This window comes from Brevundimonas bacteroides DSM 4726, assembly GCF_000701445.1.
Taxonomy (GTDB): Bacteria; Pseudomonadota; Alphaproteobacteria; order Caulobacterales; family Caulobacteraceae; genus Brevundimonas; species Brevundimonas bacteroides.
In genome coordinates, this window is sequence record NZ_JNIX01000001.1 from 20933 (window position 1) to 41818 (window position 20886).

At 66.9% G+C, this 20886-nt stretch carries 14 protein-coding genes; 8 read left to right on the top strand and 6 right to left on the bottom strand.

The features are described 5' to 3' along the window. Positions 1 to 111: 111 nt before the first annotated feature. Both Q333_RS0100110 and Q333_RS0100115 read right to left on the bottom strand, forming a co-directional pair. A complete protein-coding gene (locus Q333_RS0100110) occupies positions 112 to 711 on the bottom strand; it encodes a helix-turn-helix domain-containing protein (protein ID WP_029414709.1) in 600 nt (199 codons plus the stop codon). A gap of 129 nt (positions 712 to 840) precedes the next feature. After that, positions 841 to 1545, bottom strand: coding sequence for a response regulator transcription factor (locus tag Q333_RS0100115; RefSeq protein ID WP_029414710.1), 705 nt, complete (start codon positions 1543 to 1545; stop codon positions 841 to 843). A gap of 415 nt (positions 1546 to 1960) precedes the next feature. Here Q333_RS0100115 and Q333_RS0100120 point away from each other — a divergent pair, with 415 nt between their 5' ends. Next, on the top strand, positions 1961 to 2233 hold the full coding sequence (locus Q333_RS0100120; protein ID WP_029414711.1) for a hypothetical protein: 273 nt from the start codon (positions 1961 to 1963) through the stop codon (positions 2231 to 2233). Beyond that, complete coding sequence (locus tag Q333_RS0100125; RefSeq protein ID WP_029414712.1) at positions 2220 to 2636, top strand: helix-turn-helix domain-containing protein; 417 nt, start codon at positions 2220 to 2222, stop codon at positions 2634 to 2636. Before Q333_RS0100120 ends, Q333_RS0100125 begins: the two co-directional genes overlap by 14 nt. 24 nt (positions 2637 to 2660) lie before the next feature. Here the strand turns inward: Q333_RS0100125 and Q333_RS0100130 are convergent, their stop codons facing one another. Continuing rightward, positions 2661 to 3140 (bottom strand): Lrp/AsnC family transcriptional regulator, encoded by a 480-nt coding sequence (locus Q333_RS0100130; protein ID WP_029414713.1) that lies wholly within the window; start codon positions 3138 to 3140, stop codon positions 2661 to 2663. Positions 3141 to 3532: 392 nt separating this feature from the next. On the opposite strand from Q333_RS0100130, the gene Q333_RS0100135 reads away from it, so the two are divergent. Further along, the gene (locus Q333_RS0100135) at positions 3533 to 6853 is read left to right on the top strand and encodes a TonB-dependent receptor (RefSeq protein ID WP_051651004.1); all 3321 of its coding nucleotides are present in this window, start codon (positions 3533 to 3535) and stop codon (positions 6851 to 6853) included. A 184-nt stretch (positions 6854 to 7037) separates the two neighbouring features. Beyond that, positions 7038 to 8825: a hypothetical protein gene (locus Q333_RS0100140; protein ID WP_029414715.1), complete on the top strand. Its 1788-nt coding sequence runs from the start codon at positions 7038 to 7040 to the stop codon at positions 8823 to 8825. A 4-nt stretch (positions 8826 to 8829) separates the two neighbouring features. Here the strand turns inward: Q333_RS0100140 and Q333_RS0100145 are convergent, their stop codons facing one another. Then, entirely contained in the window at positions 8830 to 10338 is a 1509-nt protein-coding gene (locus tag Q333_RS0100145; RefSeq protein WP_029414716.1) for a DEAD/DEAH box helicase, read from the bottom strand. 276 nt (positions 10339 to 10614) lie between these two features. Further along, positions 10615 to 12180 (bottom strand): carboxylesterase/lipase family protein, encoded by a 1566-nt coding sequence (locus tag Q333_RS0100150; protein ID WP_029414717.1) that lies wholly within the window; start codon positions 12178 to 12180, stop codon positions 10615 to 10617. 163 nt (positions 12181 to 12343) lie between these two features. Between Q333_RS0100150 and Q333_RS0100155 the strand changes: the two genes are divergently transcribed. The 4 genes from Q333_RS0100155 to Q333_RS0100170 all read left to right on the top strand — a co-directional run bounded on the left by Q333_RS0100155 (position 12344) and on the right by Q333_RS0100170 (position 19416). Continuing rightward, positions 12344 to 14449 (top strand): malate synthase G, encoded by a 2106-nt coding sequence (locus tag Q333_RS0100155; RefSeq protein ID WP_029414718.1) that lies wholly within the window; start codon positions 12344 to 12346, stop codon positions 14447 to 14449. Positions 14450 to 14498: 49 nt separating this feature from the next. Then, a complete protein-coding gene (locus tag Q333_RS0100160; protein WP_029414719.1) occupies positions 14499 to 14888 on the top strand; it encodes an AprI/Inh family metalloprotease inhibitor in 390 nt (129 codons plus the stop codon). Between the two features lie 67 nt (positions 14889 to 14955). Beyond that, entirely contained in the window at positions 14956 to 15837 is an 882-nt protein-coding gene (locus Q333_RS0100165; protein ID WP_029414720.1) for an ABC transporter ATP-binding protein, read from the top strand. Positions 15838 to 15840: 3 nt separating this feature from the next. Further along, positions 15841 to 19416: an ABC transporter permease/M1 family aminopeptidase gene (locus tag Q333_RS0100170; RefSeq protein ID WP_029414721.1), complete on the top strand. Its 3576-nt coding sequence runs from the start codon at positions 15841 to 15843 to the stop codon at positions 19414 to 19416. Positions 19417 to 19604: 188 nt separating this feature from the next. On the opposite strand, the gene Q333_RS0100175 is transcribed toward Q333_RS0100170, so the two are convergent. Continuing rightward, positions 19605 to 20852 carry an ammonium transporter gene (locus tag Q333_RS0100175; protein ID WP_029414722.1) on the bottom strand — a complete coding sequence of 416 codons (1248 nt, stop codon included), beginning with the start codon at positions 20850 to 20852 and terminating at the stop codon, positions 19605 to 19607. Between the last annotated feature and the right edge of the window lie 34 nt (positions 20853 to 20886).

Here is a 20886-nt window from a genome sequence, read left to right on the forward strand (position 1 = left end):
CAGAGACGCCGGCCGGTTCCCGCCCCTGCTCGCGAACCGACCGGCCAAAGGCCCCGCGCGTCCGTCGCGCGGGGCCTTTTCCTGTCCGGGGTGGCGGAGGACGGCGGGGGCTCAGTCCTCAGCGCCGCCGGGATCCGGGAGGGGCGCCAGGGTCCACGACAGGACGATCCCGCCGCCCGGCGCCGTGGGACCGTCGATCAGAAGAGCGTTGATCTCCTCGAGCTTGCGGTTGATCTCGGCCAGGGTGGCGGCGTCGGGGCTGGCACAGAGGCGCCGAAGCGCCAGGTTGCGTCCTGGTCCCTCGGCCTCGGCCTGGGGCAGGTCCTGGCCCCGGGCGAAGTCGCCGTCGATCTGGCGGGCAAGGGCGCGCACAAACCCCTGGACGGCCGCGCCGTTGGCCGGGTCGCCCGGCCGGATGCGCAGGCGGATGGCGCGAGCCGGCGCGGCATAGAGCTGTACCCGCTTGCGGTTGGTCACGCGCGAGCCGGCCTCGACGACCAGACCGGCTGCCAGAAGCATTCGCAGGTGGTGGTAGAGAGCCGAGGGCTTGGCCTCGAGCCGGGCGGCGAGTTCCTTGACCGACAGGGGACCAAAGGCCAGCAGGCGGTCGACCATGTCCTGGCGTCGGGCGGCGAGGCCGACGGACAGCTGATCGATATTTTCGATCCAGAGGGTCTGCGCCTCCAGCTCGCGAAGGCGCCGATCGACCAAGGGGCCGCTCCTGCCACGGAGCGCGCCGCGCTCCCGTCCGGACGCCATTCAGTCCGATCGGACGCGGTCTTGTCAATGTGTCCAGTTTGCGTCGGCTCCGCGTCGCCTTTGCGGCGAATGGCAGTCGCCTTAGCTCGGCAGGTGGACGTAGCCGCGACCCCGAACGATTCGGAGGAATTCCCGGCTGTCCAGGGGCGCGAGGCGGCGGCGCAGGCGCGACATGGCCGTTCGGAAGGCGGCGGGCTCCAGACACATGTCCGGGATCTGCTCGGCGAGGCGTTCAGCGGTGATGACTTCGCCGGGATGGGCCAGGAAGACCTGCATCAGGCGGACCTGATGGCGAGCCAGTTCAACGCGGGTGCCGTTCGGGCCGGTCGCCATCCGGGTCTCGGAATCGATGGACCATCGGCCCGACGCCACCGTGGGCGGTGTCGGGCGGCGCGTGCGGCGCAGGCGGGCCCGGACCTGCGCTCCCAGCAAACGATCGTCCACGTCGGCCGGCAGGACCTCATCGGCGCCGACCTCTAGCGCCACGATCTGGCTGACGACATCGTCTCTGGCGGCGAGCAGCAGGATCGACGGCCCGCCTTCAACGGCGCTGGTGCGGCAGAAGTCATAGGCGGAAGAACCACACGTCCTTTCGTCCAGGATCACGAGGTCGATGGCCTGGTCGGTGACGACGGTGAGGGCGGCCTGCGGATCGTCCGCGGCAAGGACTGAAACGCGATCGCTCCTCAGCAGATTGGCGACGCGGCCGCGGGACGGTCCGGCAAACCCGACGAGCAGGATCGTGGCCTCTGCGGACAGGACGGTCGAGAAGCGATCGAAGGCCATGATGTCTCTCCCTGAACCGTCTGGGTGCATCCCGTCTCGTCTGTGTCGGCTTCGCGCCGTTTCTAATCAAATGAAATATAGTTCAAACGTATCCGCCTGGCATTGCGCAGCTGTAACGGTTTGATCGTCATATTACCTTATCGTGACATGCAAGTCGGTAGCCGGTCGGGAATTATTACGTTAAGTTCATGTTGGTGGGGGCGGGCTGAACGGAAGAAATCGCTCGTCTGTTTCCGACAACCTTCCGACATCATGAAGACAGGATTCTAAACCTGGTTTAATATTCGCTGGTCGTTGAGAGTTTTCGATCGTCCGGCCGCGACCGATGATCGAACCTGTTCAAAATTCGCCACCCATTTTGGTTTCAGCGACGGCGGCCTTTGGGCATGATTGAGTCGGAAGGAGGCCCTCGATCATGTCTGTGACGTTTGAAGCCGCATCGGTCGCCACCGCGCTTCGCCGCCCCTCGGGCTGCGCTCCAGTCCGGCTGCGGGCGACCATCACCATCGATATCGAGGCCGAGGACTTCCTGACCGCAGAGCAGGTCAAGGCGACGCTCGCAGCGGAGTATGACAATCTGCGTCGGAGCTATCCTGGCGCGGAGCTGGATTTCCGCCAGAGGAAACCCCGGACCGCGCCGCGCGCAGGCCTGCCGGGTCTGATCGTCGACCCCTATGTCGATGACTGAGGCAGGAGGACGTCGCCGCAACACCCTGCTGGCCAGCCTGGTCCTGCTGCGTCGCCTGGCACCAGACATCACGGTCTCGGAGATGCTGGCCTTCCTCTATGTGGCCGAGAATCCGGGTGTGCGGGTCAAGGAGCTGGCCGAGCTGATGGCGACGACGGGGGCGACGGCATCGCGCGCGTCGCGGGCGCTGCTTTCGCCGGGCGACGCGGGGGTCCTGCCGCCGGGGCGGGGGTGGCTGCTGATGGCGTCCAACGGGCGCGAGGCGATCTCGCGGCATCTGTTCCTGACCGACGCGGGTCTCGAACTGGCCGAACGGATCGACGGACTGATCGTCTCGGCACGGCCGATCGGGGCGGCGCCGCGCGCGACCGTCGTCTCGCTGCGGACGGCCGGCGCGTCCTGAGACGACCCGTCCACGGCCGGGGCATTACCGTTCGATAGCGAACTCCAGCGACAGGTCAAAGCGAAGGCGTTCGAGCGCGAGCGTCGACTTGTGACGCTGGACCAGGTCGTCGGCGATCAGCTGGCGCAGCATGAAGTCGCGATAGTGTTCGATGTCGCGGAATTGGCCGATGGCCACGAAGTCGGTGTCGCCGCTGACCGCCCAGGCCATCGAAAGCTCGGGCTGTTCCGCCAGTCGGCGTTCGAACGCCAGGCGTTCGCCGCCGCTGCGCTGGTCCAGCTTGAGCTCGATGATCACGGTCAGGGGCCGGGCGGTATGGCGGGGGTCCACCAGCGCGACCTCGCCCACGATCAGGCCGCTTTCGCGCAGACGTTTCAGGCGGCGATGGCAGGTGGCCGGAGTCAGGCCTACGGTGTCGCAAAGCTCTGCGACGCCGATCCGACTGTTGCGCTGCAACTCCATGAGCAGGCGTCCGTCCAGGACATCGACGAGAACAGGCGGCATCCAGGACGACCCCAAGAGGGCGCGGCGTCGCTTCGTCGCGCTGTGCGCCCGGCGGGTGCACTGCTTCAAAAGCGACCCAATCGCCATGGCCGTCAAGTCTAGGTCGCGAAACTAACAGCAAATTAATGTATTACGAGAGTGTAATTATCCGCCAAGGCGTCGTGCCAGACTCATTTACACACGCGTAATATGTAATGATGTGGCTATTCCGTGACGAATATTGCAGATTATGAATACAGACGTTCAATGTCGCTTGGCTGGCCAAGCAACCGTTCATAGGGTCCCGCTGGGAACAGGGTCGGATCCGCCGACCCTGGAGGGCGTCGCGTTCGAGTGAGCCATCGGTTCACCGGGACGCAGACGGCCATCGCTTCAGGATCGAGATTTCAACGATGAGACACATCACCCGTTCGCGTCTTCTGGCGACGACGATCTTCGCCGGGGCCGTTGTGGCAGCGGCCGCCCCGGCCAACGCCCAGACCGCCGCGCCCCAGGAGGAGGAAGACGCTTCCCAACTGGAAGAAGTCGTGGTGACGGGCTCTCGCATCCGCCGCAATCCCGCCAATGCGCCGACGCCGCTGATTCAGGTCAGCCGCGAGGACCTGCTGACCTCGGGTCAGTCGACCGTTATCGATTACCTGGCCACCATCCCGGCCCTATCGAACTCACAGGTGCCCTCCGACACGACGGGCGCGCTAGGCATCGGCGGTCTGGCGCTGCCGAACCTGCGGTCTCTGGGCACGGGGCGCACCCTGACCCTGGTCGACGGTCGCCGTCATATCGGCTCAGCCGCCGGTTCGCTGGCAGTCGATGCCGACAGCATCCCGCGTCTGCTGATCGAAAATATCGAGATCGTCACTGGCGGCGCCTCGTCGGTCTACGGCGCCGACGCCGTCTCGGGTGTGTTGAACTTCGTCCTGCGCGACGATTTCGAAGGCCTGGAGATCGATGCCAACTACGGCATGATCAACCAGGACGGCCAGACCACACGGCGCCTGTCGGCGCTCTGGGGCGCCAACCTCCTGGACGACACGTTGAACGTCTATGGCTTCGCCGAGCATGAGGAAAGCGAGGCCGTCTATTATGAGGACATCGACTGGATGCGCGATGGCTGGGGCCTGGTCGGAAACGACGTCGATCCTTCGACGGCCCCCGTTGACGGTGATTACGACAACCTGCTGTGGCGGGACATCCGATCGCTGGGAACGACTAACTGGGGAACTGTGACCCTGGCCAACGCCCAGCCGTCCAGCATGACTACCGACGCAGATGTGCCAGTGCCGAACCCGAATTGCACGAGCGCGCTGGCGACGCCCCAGACCACCGACAATTGCTTCCCGCTTTTGCCGGGGTTGACCTATGTGTTCTCCGGCCCAACCGCACGCCTGGCCAATTTCGGGCAACGCATCGGTAACACGGGCTACAGCCGTGGCCTCAACATCGGCGGTGACGGTGTCGGCTTCAACACCCGCGTCAACGTCGACTCCAGCATTCCGCAGTCGGAGTCACAGCGGTTCCAAGTTGGCTTCAACTTCGACATCACGCCGAACATCGAGCTATACGGCGAAGCCAAGGCGATCTTTGAAGACACCTATCTGACCACCGGTCCCAACTTCAACACAATCTACCTGTCGAACCTGTATTCGGGTACCGACACGGCGCCGATCCTCAGCAGCCGCGCGTCGACGCCGCGCCTGTTCACCCTGCGCCTGGACAACGCCTTCCTGCCGACCAACCTGCAGCAGGCGATCCTGAGTAACACCATCACGAACTACACTGCGCCCACGGCCACGTCGCCGGGCGTGTTGAACCCGGCCACGACCCGTTCGGCCCCCTATGCACGCTACAGTTCCTGGACCACGGACCGCGACCAGGCCAACACACGCGACCTCCAGCGTTTCGTTCTGGGTGCCCGGGGCTCGCTGGACCAGTTGCTGTTCGTCAAGAACCTCGACTGGGACCTGGGCTACACCTACGGCCGGGTCGACATCACCGAGCGTGAAGGCACCGACGACGGCGAACGCTTCTCCTACGCGGCCGATGCCGTGGTCGATACGGCGGGCGTGCTTGGTACGCCGGGCCGCATCGTTTGTCGCGCTCAGCTGCTGACTGCTGGCGGCGGCACTGTCACGGACCGAAACACCGGCCTGCAGATCGGCCGAACCGATCCAGATATCGCCCAGTGCGTGCCGCTGAACGTGTTCGGCGAGGGCAACCAGAGCGCGGAGGCCCTGGCCTATATCCGCGCCGACATCAACTACACCGAGGAGAACACCCAGCAGGACTTCCTCGGCACGGTGGGCGGCCAGCTGTGGGATTTCTGGGGCGCGGGTCCGATCGGCGTCGTTCTGGGCTACGAGTACCGCAAGGAAACGACCGAGGGCACGGGCCGCTCCGCGGGCGTCGCCGGCCGCTGGCTCCAGGGCAATACGGGCGGGGCCTTCCTGCCAGCGTCGTATGAGGCCAATGAAGGCTTCGCCGAGTTGTCGCTTCCTCTGTTCCGCGATCTGTGGCTCGGCGACTACGCCGAACTGAGCGGTTCGTACCGCTACTCGGACTTCTCGACCACAGGTGGACAGGACGTCTACGGGGTCAACCTGGTCTATCGCCTGAACAGCCAGCTGGCTTTGCGTTCGAGCGTGAACACTTCCATCCGTGCGCCCGCGCTCGGGGAGTCGTTCGCGCCCCAGTCGCAGACCTTCTTCAACAACCCGCAAGACCCCTGCGACGCGCAGCTCATCAACAACCTGGCTGACCGGACCGTTGCCAATCAGCGCATCGCCAACTGCACCACCCTGCTGGGGCAACTGGGTCTGGCGGGTGTCTATTCCTTCTCAGATCCGACCGCTGCAAACGCCTATCGTCCGACCTATCCGTCCGGCATCGCCGGCCGCAATGGCGGCAATCCCGCCTTGCTGCCGGAGGACTCGGAGAGCTTCACCTTCTCGACGGTCTGGACGCCGGACTTCATCCCGAACTTCTCGCTGGTTCTGGACTACTTCGAAATCGAAATTAACAACGTCATCGCGGCCATCACCGCGCAGACGGCGGTCAACCAGTGCGTCACCGGAGTCGGTCTGAACGGCCCCGCCTGCGCGACTATTTTCCGGGGGACCTCCAATCTGCCCACGACGGCCTACGACGATCGTTTCCAGATCGCCGACTTTATCCAGGGATCGATCAACTACGCCCGCCGCGAGACGCGGGGTCTGGACTTCACGGCAAACTACTCGAACGACATCGAGAACCTGACCGGTTGGAACCTGGGTCGCGTGGACTACAGGCTGGCGGGCACCTGGCTGATCCAGCAGTCCCAGTTCAACGACATCGCCAACCCGGGCAACATCACGCAACAGGACAGCGAGCTGACCTATCCTCGCGTTCGTTTGACCCAGTCGGTGACCTATGCGCCGACGGATACATGGAGCGTGAACTGGACCATGGACTGGCAGACGGCGCAGGACATCGTCCAGCCCCGCGCCCTCGTCGGCAACGGCGACAACCGCGCCGCGCAGTATCTCAACACCCGAAACTTCGCCCGCCACGACTTCACCGTCCGGGCCGATCTGCGGGACGATCTGTCGGTTCGGTTCGGTGTCGTCAACGCCTTCGACAGCGAGCCAGCACGCTGGCTGGCGGCCGGTGTGATCTACAACAACTTCGATCCTTACGGCCGACGCTTCTTCATCGGCCTCAACTACAGGCCTTGGTAAGCCCTCATCCGGATGAGTCACCGGGTACCGGTCAGGCGGACCGAAAGCACGAGGAAATCCGGTCGACTCTATGGCCGTCGCTTCTTCCTGGGCGTCAACGTCCGGTTCTGATCCCCACCCTGACCTGAGGGGAGGAGGCCCCGCCGGTTCGCCGGCGGGGCCTTTCGTTTGGCCGAACGTTGTCGTGCAAGACGGCGGCGACCCGATCGGCTATGTCTCGCCGCGAACGGCTTGGGGGCAGACCGTGACAGGGCATCAGCGGGATTTCGCGCGCAGGGTCGTGCCATTGGCGACTGTGGGTCTGTTCGTCATGGCGATCGCCATGATGCTGATCGCGCGGTTCCAGAACGTGAACCCGGTCGTCCTGCCGTTCCTGCAGAGGGCGGCGGCACCCGCGCTCTATGCCCAGGACATGTATTTGAACGCGGCGATCGTGGCGCGGTCGTCCGTGGTGTTTCCTCTGCTGGAAGCCCTGCAGTTGGACATGACAGCGCCAGCGCCGGTGATCGCGGCGTATCTGGCGGCTGCGGGCGTCGCGGGGTGGGGCGTCTGGCGCATTCTGACCGGGCCGCTGGGGGTCGCGCGGCCGGTGATGGCGCTGATGCTGCTGTTTCTGGCCATCTTCGCCGATTTCAAGCTGGTGGAGTTCAACAAGGGCGGGTGGATCTTCGAGCACAACTTTAGCCTGACCATGCTGGCGGCGGCCGGGCGGGTCTGGTTCCTGTATGCGTTGCTCGCGTGGCGACCGGTGCTGATGGCGGCGGTGCTGATCCCGATCAACCTGTTCGCGTTCAAGGTCGGGTGGCCGCTGGTGCTGATCGGCGGGGCGGCGATGCTCTGGCGACGCGAACGGTCGGTCTGGCCCTGGGCGCTGCTGGCCTTGGCCATGGTCGTGCCGGTGTGGGCGGCCCTGACCCAGTCGGCACGGCTGCCGACCGAAGAGGCGAGAGCGGTGCTGGAGGTGCTGAAGGCGGCCTATACCCGAGAGGACGATCCCTTCGCCATCTCTTGGATGTCCAAGGCCCTGTTCGTCGCGGGGCTCGGTTTCCTGTGGTTCCGGGGGGTGTCTTACGGGCCGACCGTCGGAGTGGGACTGCGGGTGATCGTCGTCGTTTCGGCGGCGATCTTTGTCGGGGGCGGCCTCTATTTCGCCCTGTCGGACAGTCTGCCGCCGGTTCCGGCGCTCGTGCTCCTGAGCCCGGCGCGCGCGCTGGAGACCGTGGGCCTGGCGGCCTATCTGCTGGCGCTGGGCGAGGTCGTACGGGCGCCGGCCCTGAAGACGCCGGAGAAGATTCCCCTGCTGCTGTCGCTGACGGTGCTGAAGGTGACGCCGGACCTGACCTGGGTGGTTCTGGCGACGCTGCTGGCGCTCGTGGCGGGGGTGGTCTGGCTGGCCAGGCGCTGGCTGGAGGGGCGTTGGCCGGTCGTCGGGCGGATGGCCGAGGGCCTGAGCCTGACCGGCATGATCGCCCTGGCCGCGCCTCTGATGGCCGCCGTGTTTCTGTTGAATCTGGCGGGGGGGCGAACGGTCCAGGCCCATGATGCGGGCCTCGGGTTTCGGGACGCGGCGATCTCCCCAAGGGCGGCCGATATGTTGCAGGCGATCCGGGCGGAGAGCCAGGATCGACGTCTGATCTTTCTCGATCTCGGGAGCCAGGGCTGGGCGGCGGCGCGGTGGAACGCGTCGGCGCGCAAGTCCGGCATCGCAGGCGATCCCTACTACCTGCCGCGCCATGCGCTGATGGAGCGACAGGCGCAGCAGAACGCGTTGATCCTGCGCCTGACCGAAGAGGTCGAGGCCCGGCAGGTGTCAGCGGAAACGAGCGCGCAGCTGTCCGCCTGTCACGCGCGCGTCGTCGCGCCGGAAGAGGCGCAGGCCGCGCTGAACGGATGGACGACCGTCGCGCGCTACGGCGACTGGGTTGAGCTGGCGCCGCCCCCGGCGACGCCGCTCGATCCGGTGTGCGGCTGATCGATCAGCCGTTGGCGGCGAAGCCCTTGCCGCCGTTGGACGGGCGGCGACGGCGGGGACGGCGACGGATTTCACCTTCCTTCACCGGCTGAGCGGCGGCGCGGGCGTCCGCCTGAGGCGCGCGGCTGCGGGCGCGGTCGGCGGCCAGGGGGTCGAAGGGCGTCGTCGGCGCGATGGCGCGATCGCCGCCGCCCTGGCCGCGATGGCCCTTGCGCTGGCGATGCGGCTGGCCGCCATGGGGGGCTTTGACGCCCTCGCGGCGCGGGTTGCGGGGGCCGCGTGACTGCTGCTGGTTATCGCCACGCACGTCGTCGGGCATGGAGGCCTTCTTGCCGACGCCGGCCGCCATGATGGAGGCGTCGAGACGGCCGAGCGAAGCGTCGTTTCTGCGATCCACGGCCGGGATCTTCTGGCGGGTGACCTTTTCGATGTCGCGCAGCAGCTTCATCTCGTCGCCGGCGACGAAGCTGACGGCCGAGCCGTCCTTGCCCGCCCGCGCGGTGCGGCCGATGCGGTGGACGTAGGCCTCGGGCACGAAGGGCAGCTCGAAGTTGACGACGTGGGAGACGTTGTCGACGTCGATGCCGCGCGCGGCGATGTCGGTGGCGACTAGCACCCGCAGCTTGCCGGCCTTGAAGGCGGCGAGCGTGCGCTCACGCTGGGGCTGGGACTTGTTGCCGTGGATGGCGCCGGCCTGGACGCCGCCGGCCTCCAGATAGGCCGCGACCTTGTCGGCGCCATGCTTGGTCTTGGTGAAGACCAGGCAGCGCGAATAGTTGGGATCGGAGAACATCTCGGTCAGGAGGGCGCGTTTGCGCCCCTGTTCGACCCAGATGACCGACTGGTTGATGCGCTCGACCGTGGTCGACTGCGGCGTGACCTGGACCTTGACCGGGTCTTTCAGCAGGTCTCCAGCCAGCTTGCCAATTTCGGACGGCATGGTGGCCGAGAAGAACAGGTTCTGGCGACGGTGGGGCAGGCGGGCGACGACCTGGCGGATCGGCTTGACGAAGCCGAGGTCCAGCATCTGGTCGGCCTCGTCGAGCACGAAGATCTCGGTGGTCGAGAGGTCCAGCGTCTTCTGCTGCATGTGATCCAGAAGACGGCCGGGCGTGGCGACCAGGACGTCCAGCCCCTGTTGCAGGGCGCGTTCCTGGGGCCCGTAGCTGACGCCGCCGAAGACGACCGCGACGCGGAAGCCCAGGTGACGGCCATAGGCCTTAAAGCTATCGGCGATCTGGGTGGCCAGTTCGCGCGTCGGCGACAGGATCAGGGCGCGGGTCGTGCGGGGCAGGGGCGCGGTGCGGTTTTCGGCGAGCCGATGCAGGATCGGCAGGGCGAAGGCCGCGGTCTTGCCGGTGCCGGTCTGGGCGATGCCCAGCAGATCCTTGCCGGTCATGACCGAGGGAATGGCCTGGGCCTGGATCGGGGTGGGGGTGACGTAGCCCTCGGTCGCGAGGGCGGTCAGCAGGGCCTTGTTCAGGCCGAAGGAGTCGAAGGTCTTGGCGCTCATGGGAGCGGTTTTCTTTCGCGTGCGACGACGCGCATCGGCCGGGCGGGAAACGCCAAAGGACCGCGCGCCGTCTGTCCCGCGCCGATGGGGCGAGGGCTTTGACGGGCGCCGCCCCGCGTGTCCGGGCAGCGAATGAAGCTCGAGGAGCCTGCGTCTTCTACAGAGCGGTCTTCGTCTTGGGTGAAGACCCACACGCGCTGGAGACGCCGGGGCCGCAAAGGTGCGACGGAAGGGCACATGGGCTTCGATTACGGTGAAGTCAAGGCGGAGCGCGGTTCACGTCCCCGGCTGAATGTAGGGAACCCGCGCGAACAGGCGGCGTTCGCCGCCTCTGGGATCGTCCTCCATGCGGGGCGGGACGTCCATGATCATGGTCTGGCGGCGCGTCAGGTCGTAGGGCGTCCAGGCGGGCAGGCCGGGGTGGTTGGGGTCGCCGGTCCGGGCGAAGGCGGCGAAGGCTCCGGACAGGATGTCGGCCATCGGTTGCGCCTGAGGCCCCTGGGCGCGGCTGCCGGGAGCGGCGACGGTGTCGAGGGCCAGCGGGATGTCGTCGGTGTGCATGGCCCCGCGACGGCCGCCGTCGATGGGGCTGGTCCAGTTCAGTTGGTAGACGAACGCGGGGGTTCCGGCTGCCGCTCGAGCCTCGGCCTCGATGATCGCCCCGCGCCAGGACCTGGCGGCGGTGGTCGCGGCGAAGAAGACGTCGCTGGGCGACCAGTCCGGATGCATGGCGCGATAGGCGGCGATGACGCCCTCGGGCGCGACGTCGATGCGCATGTTGGCCAGCGTCATGCGGCCGGGCAGGTCGTCCCACGTCAGGGCGTGGTTGGCCGGATCGCCGCCGAGGAAGGCGCGGGTCTCGTCGCGGGTGTTGCCGATGATCATGGGAATGGCGGCCGACTGGGTGGGCGCGTCCGGGTAGAAGGGGTGCCGCGTCAGAGTGCGGTCGTCCAGCACCGGGCCGAAGTAGAGTGAGCCGTAGCCGAGGACGGGATCAGTGATCTCCGCGGCACGGAGCAGGCGGTCGACGGGGAGGTTCGCGACGTCTGCGGCACGGTCGGGCGGCAGGTCCAGCGCGTCGAGCCAGGCCGTGGCGCGGCGAGTGGCGTTCATCGGGCCGGACGCCGTGACCTGCTGGCCGCTCATGGTCGCGACGCGATGGAACAGGCCGGCGGCGGACGGCGTGGCCATCAGCGTGGCGATCTTGGCTCCACCGCCGGATTGGCCGAAGACCATGACGCGGGACGGGTCGCCGCCGAAGCCCGCGATGTTGTTGCGCACCCATCGCAGCGCCAGGATCAGGTCGAGCTGGCCCGCATTGCCGCTGTCGGCGAAGGCGGGGCCGGCGAAGCGGGCCAGATAGGCGTAGCCGAAGAGGTTCAGCCGGTGGTTCAGGGTGACGACCACGACGTCGTTGCGAGCCGCCAGCCGCGTCCCGTCGTAGAGGGGGCTGGAGCCGGAGCCGGTCGAGTAGCCGCCGCCGTGGATGTAGACCATGACCGGGCGCCGTTCAGCGTCGAGTCCCGGCGTCCAGACGTTGAGGAAGAGGCAGTCCTCGCTCTGGTTCAGCTCAGGGCCGGTCTGAGGGCTGGCCGGGCCGTAGGCGAAGGCGTCGGCGGGGTCAGCCCAGGGTCTGGGCGGCGCAGACGGCTGAAAGCGGCGCTGGCCGGTATCGGCGCCGTAGCGAATGCCCTTGAAGACGGTCACGCCGCCGTCGCGATAGCCGCGCACAGGACCGTTCGTCGTCGGAGCGACCGGGTGGTCGATCCTCTGCTGGCGGGTGAAGCCGCTCAAGGTCGGGAGCAACAGACCCGTCATGACTGTGCGGCGCCGAAGCTTCATCCCACTCTCCCTGCACCTCGGGCGCAAGTCAGCCTAGGCGGCGCGATCCGAGCTGTCACCGGTGTCAATCGTGGCGATGCTTGCGCCCGCGCGCCCGGCCCGCTCTAGTGCGATCACGCATTGTTACGAGCTGCCTCCCCGGTCCGGCTCGACGGAGATCCGCATGACCCACATCGACCGCGCCGGCCTGTCGGTCGCCGAGGAGCTGGCGACCTTCATCGAGGCGGAGGTGCTTCCCGGTCTGGGTATCGAGGTGGATGGTTTCTGGGCGGGCGTGGCCGACATCTTCGGGCGCTTCACACCGGTAAATCGCGCGCTGCTGGCGCGGCGGGACGAGCTTCAGGCGCGGATCGACGCCTGGCACGCGGCGCGGAAGGGCCAACCGCACGATGCGGCGGCGACGGAGCGCTTCCTGCGCGAGATCGGCTACCTCGCGCCCGAGCCGGCGCCGTTCCAGGTCGGGACCGAGCGGGTGGACGACGAGCTGGCCAGGCTGGCGGGGCCGCAGCTGGTCGTGCCGATCCTGAATGCGCGGTTCCTGCTGAACGCGGCGAACGCGCGGTGGGGCAGTCTGTACGACGCGCTCTATGGCACCGATGCGCTGGGCGACCTGCCGCCTCCGGGCGGATACGACGCGGAGCGCGGGGCGCGGGTGGTGGCGCGGGCGAAGGCGTTCCTGGACGAGGCCGTGCCGCTGGAAACCATGTCGTGGGCCGATGTGGACGAGAGCTTCGCCCACGCCATCGCTCTGAAGCATCAGGAGCAGTTCGTCGGGCGGACCGACAAGGGCGTGCTGTATCGCCACAACGGACTGCACATCGAGGTCGTGTTCGACCGGGACCATCCGGTCGGCGCGAGCGATCCCGCAGGGATCGCCGATGTAATCCTGGAGAGCGCCCTGTCGACCATCTGCGACCTGGAGGACTCGGTCGCTGCGGTGGATGCGGCGGACAAGACCGCCGCCTATCGCAACTGGCTGGGCCTGATGCGGGGCGACCTCAGCGCCAGCTTCCAGAAGGGCGGCAAGACGCTGGAACGCACGCTGGAGGCCGACAAGTCCTATACCGCCGATGACGGCTCGACCCGGTCGCTGAAGGGGCGGTCGCTGCTGTTCGTGAGGAATGTCGGCCACCTGATGACCAATCCGGCGATCCGGCTGCCGGATGGGTCCGAAGCGTTCGAGGGCATTCTCGATGCGATCGTGACGTCGCTGATCGGTCTGTATGATCTAAAGGCGCTGGGCCGGTTCCGGAACTCGACTGCCGGGTCGATCTACATCGTCAAGCCAAAGATGCACGGCCCCGACGAGACCGCCTTCACCAACGCCCTGTTCGACGCTGTCGAGGACCTGCTGGGACTTGAGCGGCACAGCATCAAGGTCGGGGTGATGGACGAGGAGCGGCGAACCTCGGCGAACCTGGCGGCCTGCATCCACGCAGTGAAGGACCGGATCGTCTTCATCAACACGGGCTTCCTCGACCGCACCGGCGACGAGATCCATACGGCCATGCGAGCCGGGCCCATGGTGCGCAAGGCCGACATCAAGAGCTCCAAATGGATCACGGCGTATGAGGCGCGCAACGTCTCGATCGGTCTTGCCTGCGGCCTGTCGGGCCGGGCTCAGATCGGCAAGGGTATGTGGGCGGCGCCGGATCGCATGGCCGACATGCTGGAGCAGAAGATCGGCCATCCCCGGACAGGCGCCAACACCGCCTGGACACCCAGCCCGACGGCGGCGACGCTGCATGCCCTCCACTATCACGCGGTCGATGTGTTCGCGGTCCAGAAGGAGGTGGCCCAGCGGCCGACGCCTGGCCTTGACGACCTGCTGACGCCGCCGCTGGCGCAGGGGGCCAACTGGTCCGAGCAAGAGGTGGCCGACGAGCTCGACAACAACGCCCAGGGCATCCTGGGTTACGTCGTGCGCTGGATCGATCAAGGGGTAGGGTGTTCCAAGGTGCCGGACATCCACGACGTGGGCCTGATGGAGGATCGGGCGACGCTGCGCATCTCCTCCCAGCACATCGCCAACTGGCTGCTGCATGGGGTCTGCACAGCCGCGCAGGTCGAGGCGGCCTTCTTGCGCATGGCGGCCAAGGTGGACGCGCAGAACGCGGGCGATCCGCTGTATCGGCCGATGGCGACCGATCCGGAGGGGTCGCTGGCCTATCAGGCGGCGCGGGCGCTGGTCTTCGAGGGCGTGCAGCAGCCGAACGGCTATACCGAGCCGCTGCTGCATGCGTATCGGCTGAGGATGAAGGGCGGCTGAGGCCTTGTCCTCGCCCTGATCCGAGCGGAATGTCCTGTCAGAGGATGTCATGCCCCATGCCCCGATCCGCACCGCCGCCGCGCTCGCCGGAGCCCTGCTGGTGACCGCCTGCACGCCGCAATCTGCCGCGTCGGAGCCGCAAATGCGCACGCTGGCGGTGGATCAGGTAGCCGGCTTCTGGGCCTTGTCGGAAAGCGGCGGCGGCGCGCGGTGCCAGCTTTCGCTGTCGAACCTGATCATCGAAGGCGTCCGGCCGGTCCTGGTGGAGCGGTGTGCGGTTCCGGCCCTAGCGGCGGCCAGGTCGTGGCGGGCCACCGCCAACGGCTTCGAGGTGCTGAGCGTCGAGGGGACCGTCCTGATGGCCTTCCGCCGCACGGGTGAGGACGCCTTCGAGGAGGTCGGTGGACGCTACCGCCTGACCCGCGCGCCCATTTCCTGACGCATTCGTAACTTGCGGGCCGTGGCTCGGCGTGACAAGTCTCCTTGACCTAGCAGGGGACTCTGAAATGCTGTCGGTGAAGAATCTCGTCCACGTCTATGGCAATGGAACGCGCGCGCTCGATGATGTGACGCTGAGCGTTCCGACCGGGATGTTCGGCCTTCTGGGGCCGAACGGGGCGGGCAAGTCGACGCTGATGCGGTCGATCGCGACGCTGCAGACGCCGACCTCGGGCTCCATCGACTTCGACGGTATCGACGTGATCGCCGAGCCGGACAAGCTGCGGCGCACGCTGGGCTATCTGCCCCAGGACTTCGGCGTCTATCCGCGCGTCTCGGCCTACGACATGCTGGATCACATGGCGGTGCTGAAGGGCATCGCGGGCGGCAAGGAGCGGAAGGAAACCGTCGAGACCCTGCTGAACCAGACCAATCTCTGGTCGGTGCGGAAGAAGGCGCTGGCCGGCTTCTCGGGCGGCATGCGTCAGAGGTTCGGCATCGCCCAGGCCCTGATCGGCAACCCCAAGCTGATCATCGTCGACGAACCGACGGCCGGCCTGGACCCGGAGGAACGCAACCGGTTCCTGAACCTGCTGGCCGAGATCGCCGACAACGTCGTCATCATCCTGTCGACCCATATCGTGGAAGACGTCGCCGACCTGTGCCCCAGGATGGCGGTGCTGGCCGGCGGCAAGATCCAGCTGGAGGGCGCGCCCGCCGAGCTGATGGAACGGCTGAACGGCCGGGTGTGGAAGAAGACCATCGACAAGGAGGCGCTGGAGGAACACCGCGCCAAGCATGAGGTCATCTCCACGCGCCTGTTCGCGGGCCGGACCGTGATCCACGTCCTGTCGGACCGCCGCCCCGGCGAAGGCTTCGAGCCCGTGCCCGGCGGGCTGGAGGACGTCTATTTCTCGACCCTGTCGGCGTCCCGGAAAGCGGCGGCCTGAGCCATGTTCGGGAAGATCGCCGCATTCGAATTCCGCTACCAGCTGCGCCAGCCGGCCTTCTGGGTCATCGGAATCCTGTTCGCCTTGATGAGCTTCGGGCTCGTCGCCGCGTCCGACAACATCTCGATCGGGGGTGGGGGCAATGTGAACGTCAACGCGCCCTATGCATTGGCGCAGGCCAACACCGTCTTCGCCATCCTGTTCATGCTGGCGACCACCGCCATCGTCGCCAACGTCGTGGCTCGTGACGCCACCACCGGCTTTGGACCCATGATCCAGGCCAGCCAGGCGACCAAGTTCGATTATCTGTACGGCCGTTTCGTCGGCGCCTTCGCCGCCGTCGCCCTGTGCTTCCTCAGCGTGACGATCGGAACCATCGTCGGCACCTTCATGCCGTGGGTCGATCAGGAGACGATCGGGGCCTTCCGGCCGGGTGACTATGCCTGGTCCTATTTCGTGATGGGCCTGCCGGGGGTTTTCCTGACTTCGGCCCTGTTCTTCGCCCTTGCGACCGTCACCCGCTCGATGATGGCGACCTATGTCGGCGTCGTCGCGGTCTTCATCCTCTACATCAGTCTGACCTCGGCGCTGGCGCGGCCCGAGTTCGAGGACATCCTGGCATGGCTGGAACCGTTCGGCGCCTCGGCCTATGGTCTTGTCACGCGCTATTGGACGCCGGTGGAGCGCAATACCCTGAAACCCGCGCTGGAGGGGGTCTTCCTCTACAATCGCCTGATCTGGACGGGCGTGGGGGTGGTCTTCCTAGCAGCCGCCTACTTCCTCTATCGACCGGCGACGCGCGGAGCCAAGGCGTCCAAGCAGGACAAGCTGCGCAAGCTGGCCGAGACCACGCCGGCCGCCTCGGCGCCCGCCGGATCGCTGCCGGCTCCCAGCTACGGCTTCGGCTCGGGCTGGGCCCAGCTGAGCCGGCGAACCGGCTTCGAGATGGGGCTGATCTTCAAGAGCCCGGCCTTCCTGGTGCTCCTGGTGCTCGGCGCCTTCCAGGGTGTGGGCAGTCTGCTGTTCGCGGGCGAGGTCTATGGCGCGCCGGTGTTTCTGGTCACCCGTCTGGTGGTTGAGCTGCTGCAGGGCGCCTTCGGTCTCGTGGCCATCATCGTGGCCATCTACTACGCGGGCGAACTGGTCTGGCGCGACCGCGAGCGCAAGACGCACGAGATCATCGACGCCACGCCGACGCCGGACTGGACCTTCCTGGTTCCCAAGACTCTGGCGCTTGTGCTGGTGCTGGGCTCGATCCTGATCGTCGGCATCCTGACCGGCGTCGCCGTCCAGACCTACAAGGGCGGGGTCGACTACGAGCTCGACAAGTACCTCTTGTGGCTGCTGCTGCCGGGCACCCTGAACTTCGCCTTCATCGCGGTGCTGGCGATGTTCATCCAGGCCTTGTCACCCAACAAATTCGTCGGCTGGGCCATCATGGTGGTCTATCTGGTCTCGACCATCGTGCTGTCGAACCTGGGCTTCGAGCACGTGCTGTACCGGTACGGCGGCGGCATCGGCGTGCCCTTGTCGGATATGAACGGGCAGGGCGATTTCCGCGGCTTCTCCAACTGGACCGACGCCTACTGGACCGCCTTCGCCGTGATCCTGCTGGTCGTCGCCTACGCCCTGTGGCGGCGGGGGACCGAGACCCGGCTGCTGCCGCGCGTGCGTCGCATGCCGCGCCGTCTGGCGGGGCCGGCGGGCGTCATCATGGCCGTCGCCGCCGTCGCCTTCGTCGGGTTGGGCGGCTTCATCTTCTACAACACCAATGTCCTCAATGAATATGTGACCTCGGATCAGGAGGAGAAGCGTCAGGCCGACTACGAGAAGGCGCTGCTGCAGTTCGAGGATACGCCGCAGCCGTCCACGGTCAGCGTGACCTATGTCATGGACCTTGATCCCCACGCGCCGCGTCTGGTGACCGAGGGGACCTATGTGGTCGAGAACCGGACGGGGGCGCCTCTGTCGGAGATGCACCTGCGCTGGCTGCCCGATCTGCAGGTCACCCGCATGGAGGTCGAGGGCGCGACGGTGGCGCGCGAGTGGGAGGAGTTCGACTATCGCATCTATCGCTTCGCCACGCCGATGGCGCCGGGCGAGCGCCGGACGGTGCGGTTCGAGACCGTGTTCGAGCAGCGCGGCTTCAAGCATCGCGGCAACACCACGCGACTGGTCGACAACGGCACCTTCGTCTCCAACAACGAGTTCGCGCCCATCATCGGCATGAGCCGGCAAGGGCTGCTGCGGGATCGCACGACCCGTCGCAAGTACGGCTTGCCCGCCGAACTGCGGCAGGCGCGTCTGGAGGACACCTCGGCGCAACGTCGCAACTATATCGGCGCGGACTGGGTGACGTCCGACATCACCATCACGACGACGGCGGACCAGACGCCGATCGCGCCGGGCTACAAGGTCTCGGATGTGACGCGGGACGGGCGGCGCACGGCGCGGTTCGTGACCGAGGCGCCGATCCTGAACTTCCTGTCGGTGCAGTCGGCCCGCTACGAGGTCGAGCGCCAGGTGCACGACGGCATCGAGCTGGCCGTCTATCACCACCCCGGCCACGAGCGGAACATCGACCGGATGTTCCAGTCGCTGAAGACCGGGCTGGACTACTTCCAGGCCAACTTCAGCCCGTATCAGTTCCGGCAGGTGCGGATCATCGAGTTCCCGGCCTACGCCAGCTTCGCCCAGGCCTTCGCCAATACGATCCCTTACTCCGAGGGGCTCGGTTTCATCGCTGACTTCCGCGATCCGGAGAAGATCGACTACGTCACCTACATCACGGCCCACGAGTTGGGGCACCAGTGGTGGGCGCATCAGGTGGTCAGCGCGGACTCGCAAGGGTCCACGACCCTGACCGAGACGCTGGCGCAGTACTCGGCCCTGATGGTGATGAAGGAGAGCTATGGGGCCGATCAGATCCGCCGGTTCCTGAAGTATGAGCTGGACCGCTATCTGCGCGCCCGGGGCACCGAGCGTCTGGAGGAGTTGCCGCTCTATCGCGTCGAGAACCAGGGCTACATCCACTACCAGAAGGGTGGGTCGGTGATGTATCTGCTGGCCGACCAGATCGGCGAGGATCGGGTCAACGCCGCGCTGCGGACCCTGTTGCAGAGGTTCGCCTTCCAGGGCGCGCCCTATCCGCGCTCGCTGGACCTGGTGGCGGCGCTGCGGGCCCAGGCCCCAGCGGACAAGCAGGCCCTGATCACCGACCTGTTCGAGCGGATCACGCTCTATGACGTGAAGGTCAATGAGACCACGGCGACGCGGCGGTCGGACGGCCGCTGGGACGTTACGGTCACGGTCGAGGCCCGCAAGCTCTACGCCAACGGCCAGGGCGAGGAGACCGAGGCCCCGCTGAACGAGACCTTCGACATCGGCCTTTTCGCCGCCGAGCCGGGGGACAGGGCGTTCGATGCGCGCGACGTCCTGCTGTTCGAGCGGCGACCGTTGCGGACGGGGGTGCAGACCTTCCGCTTCACGACGGCGCAGAGGCCCGAGTTCGCGGGGGTCGATCCCTACAACAAGTGGATCGACCGGAACTCGAACGACAACGTGCGGGCGCTGGAGTGATGTTTGATCCCTCTCCCAGGGGGAGAGGGCTTGAGCGCCCGAGAGCCCGTCAGGGCGATCGGCCTTGCGCGAAAGGGTGAGGGGTTACGGGGCCAACCGGTAGGAGGGAAACCCCTCACCCTTTCGGTTGGCGGATCGCTTCGCTCTCCGAACCTCAAGCCCTCTCCCTTTGGGAGAGGGTAGCGAAGTCAGTGAATGGTTTCGCCGTGCTGGGAGTAGTCCAGCCCCTCGATCTCGCCCTCGCGGTCGACGCGCAGGCCGGTGGTGAAGCGGCAGACCATCAGCACGATCCAGGTGCCGACCGCGCTCCAGGCGATGACGGCGAACAGGCCGAGAACCTGCTTCACGACGTCGGCCCCCTCCGACAGGGCGTTGATCGAGGCGCTGGCGAGCAGGCCGGTCAGAACCGCGCCGACGATGCCGCCCACCCCGTGGATGCCGAAGGCGTCGAGGCTGTCGTCGTACTTCAAAGCGCGCTTCAGCCAGACCGATCCGGCGTAGCAGGCGGGGCCGCCGACCAGGCCGATCAGGAAGGCGCCCTTCGGGTCGACGAAGCCCGCCGCCGGCGTCACCGCCACCAGGCCGCCGACCAGACCGGACAGGAGGCCCAGCAGCGTCGGCCGCTTCTGGTCGATCCACTCCACCACCATCCAGCCGAAGGCGGCAGCCGCTGGGGCCAGGATGGTGTTCAGCGCCGCCACCGCCGCGATGCCGTCCGCCGCCCAGGCTGAGCCCGCATTGAAGCCCAGCCAGCCGACAAACAGTAGGCCCGTACCGATGGCGGCATAGGCCAGGTTGGCGGGCGCCATGTTGTCTCGACCGAAGCCGTGGCGCGGACCCAGGACCAGCGCGCAGACCAGCCCCGCCACGCCCGCGTTGACGTGCACCACCGCCCCACCCGCGAAGTCCAGAACGCCCCAGCCGCCCAGCCAGCCGCCGCCCCAGACCTGATGACATACGGGTGCGTAGACAATCAGGTGCCACAGGGCGAAGAACAGGACGCTGGCCGAGAACTTCATCCGCTCTGCGAAGGCGCCGGCGATGATGGCGGGCGTTATGATGGCGAAGGTCAGCTGGAACGCGATCCAGAGGTATTCGGGCAGGCCGGGCGCGAGGCTGTGCGCCGTCTCGATGGTGACCCCGTTGAGGAACAGGGCCTGCAGGCCGCCGATGAAGCCGTTGGTCGGTTCGCCCGAGACGCCGAAGGACAGGCTGTAGCCGACCACGAACCAAAGCACCGTCACGACCATGAAGGACGCAGCCGAATGAGCGATGGTCGAGATGATGTTCTTCTTGCGGACCATGCCGCCGTAGAACAGCGCCAGCCCGGGCAGGGTCATCATGAGGACCAGCGCCGTCGAGACCAGAATCCAACCTGTCGCCGCCGCGTCGATGGCCAGCGGCGCCTGATGCGCGAGGAGGGCGGGCGTCGTCATCGGCGGGGAGGCCTTGAGATGATCTATGCGGGTG

Coding starts and splice junctions, on each gene's coding strand:
- Q333_RS0100115 (WP_029414710.1), bottom strand. CDS start 1,545: ATGGCCTTCGATCGCTTCTCGACCGTCCTGTCCGCAGAGGCCACGATC.
- Q333_RS0100120 (WP_029414711.1), top strand. CDS start 1,961: ATGTCTGTGACGTTTGAAGCCGCATCGGTCGCCACCGCGCTTCGCCGC.
- Q333_RS0100125 (WP_029414712.1), top strand. CDS start 2,220: ATGTCGATGACTGAGGCAGGAGGACGTCGCCGCAACACCCTGCTGGCC.
- Q333_RS0100130 (WP_029414713.1), bottom strand. CDS start 3,140: ATGCCGCCTGTTCTCGTCGATGTCCTGGACGGACGCCTGCTCATGGAG.
- Q333_RS0100135 (WP_051651004.1), top strand. CDS start 3,533: ATGAGACACATCACCCGTTCGCGTCTTCTGGCGACGACGATCTTCGCC.
- Q333_RS0100145 (WP_029414716.1), bottom strand. CDS start 10,338: ATGAGCGCCAAGACCTTCGACTCCTTCGGCCTGAACAAGGCCCTGCTG.
- Q333_RS0100150 (WP_029414717.1), bottom strand. CDS start 12,180: ATGAAGCTTCGGCGCCGCACAGTCATGACGGGTCTGTTGCTCCCGACC.
- Q333_RS0100155 (WP_029414718.1), top strand. CDS start 12,344: ATGACCCACATCGACCGCGCCGGCCTGTCGGTCGCCGAGGAGCTGGCG.
- Q333_RS0100160 (WP_029414719.1), top strand. CDS start 14,499: ATGCCCCATGCCCCGATCCGCACCGCCGCCGCGCTCGCCGGAGCCCTG.
- Q333_RS0100165 (WP_029414720.1), top strand. CDS start 14,956: ATGCTGTCGGTGAAGAATCTCGTCCACGTCTATGGCAATGGAACGCGC.
- Q333_RS0100170 (WP_029414721.1), top strand. CDS start 15,841: ATGTTCGGGAAGATCGCCGCATTCGAATTCCGCTACCAGCTGCGCCAG.
- Q333_RS0100175 (WP_029414722.1), bottom strand. CDS start 20,852: ATGACGACGCCCGCCCTCCTCGCGCATCAGGCGCCGCTGGCCATCGAC.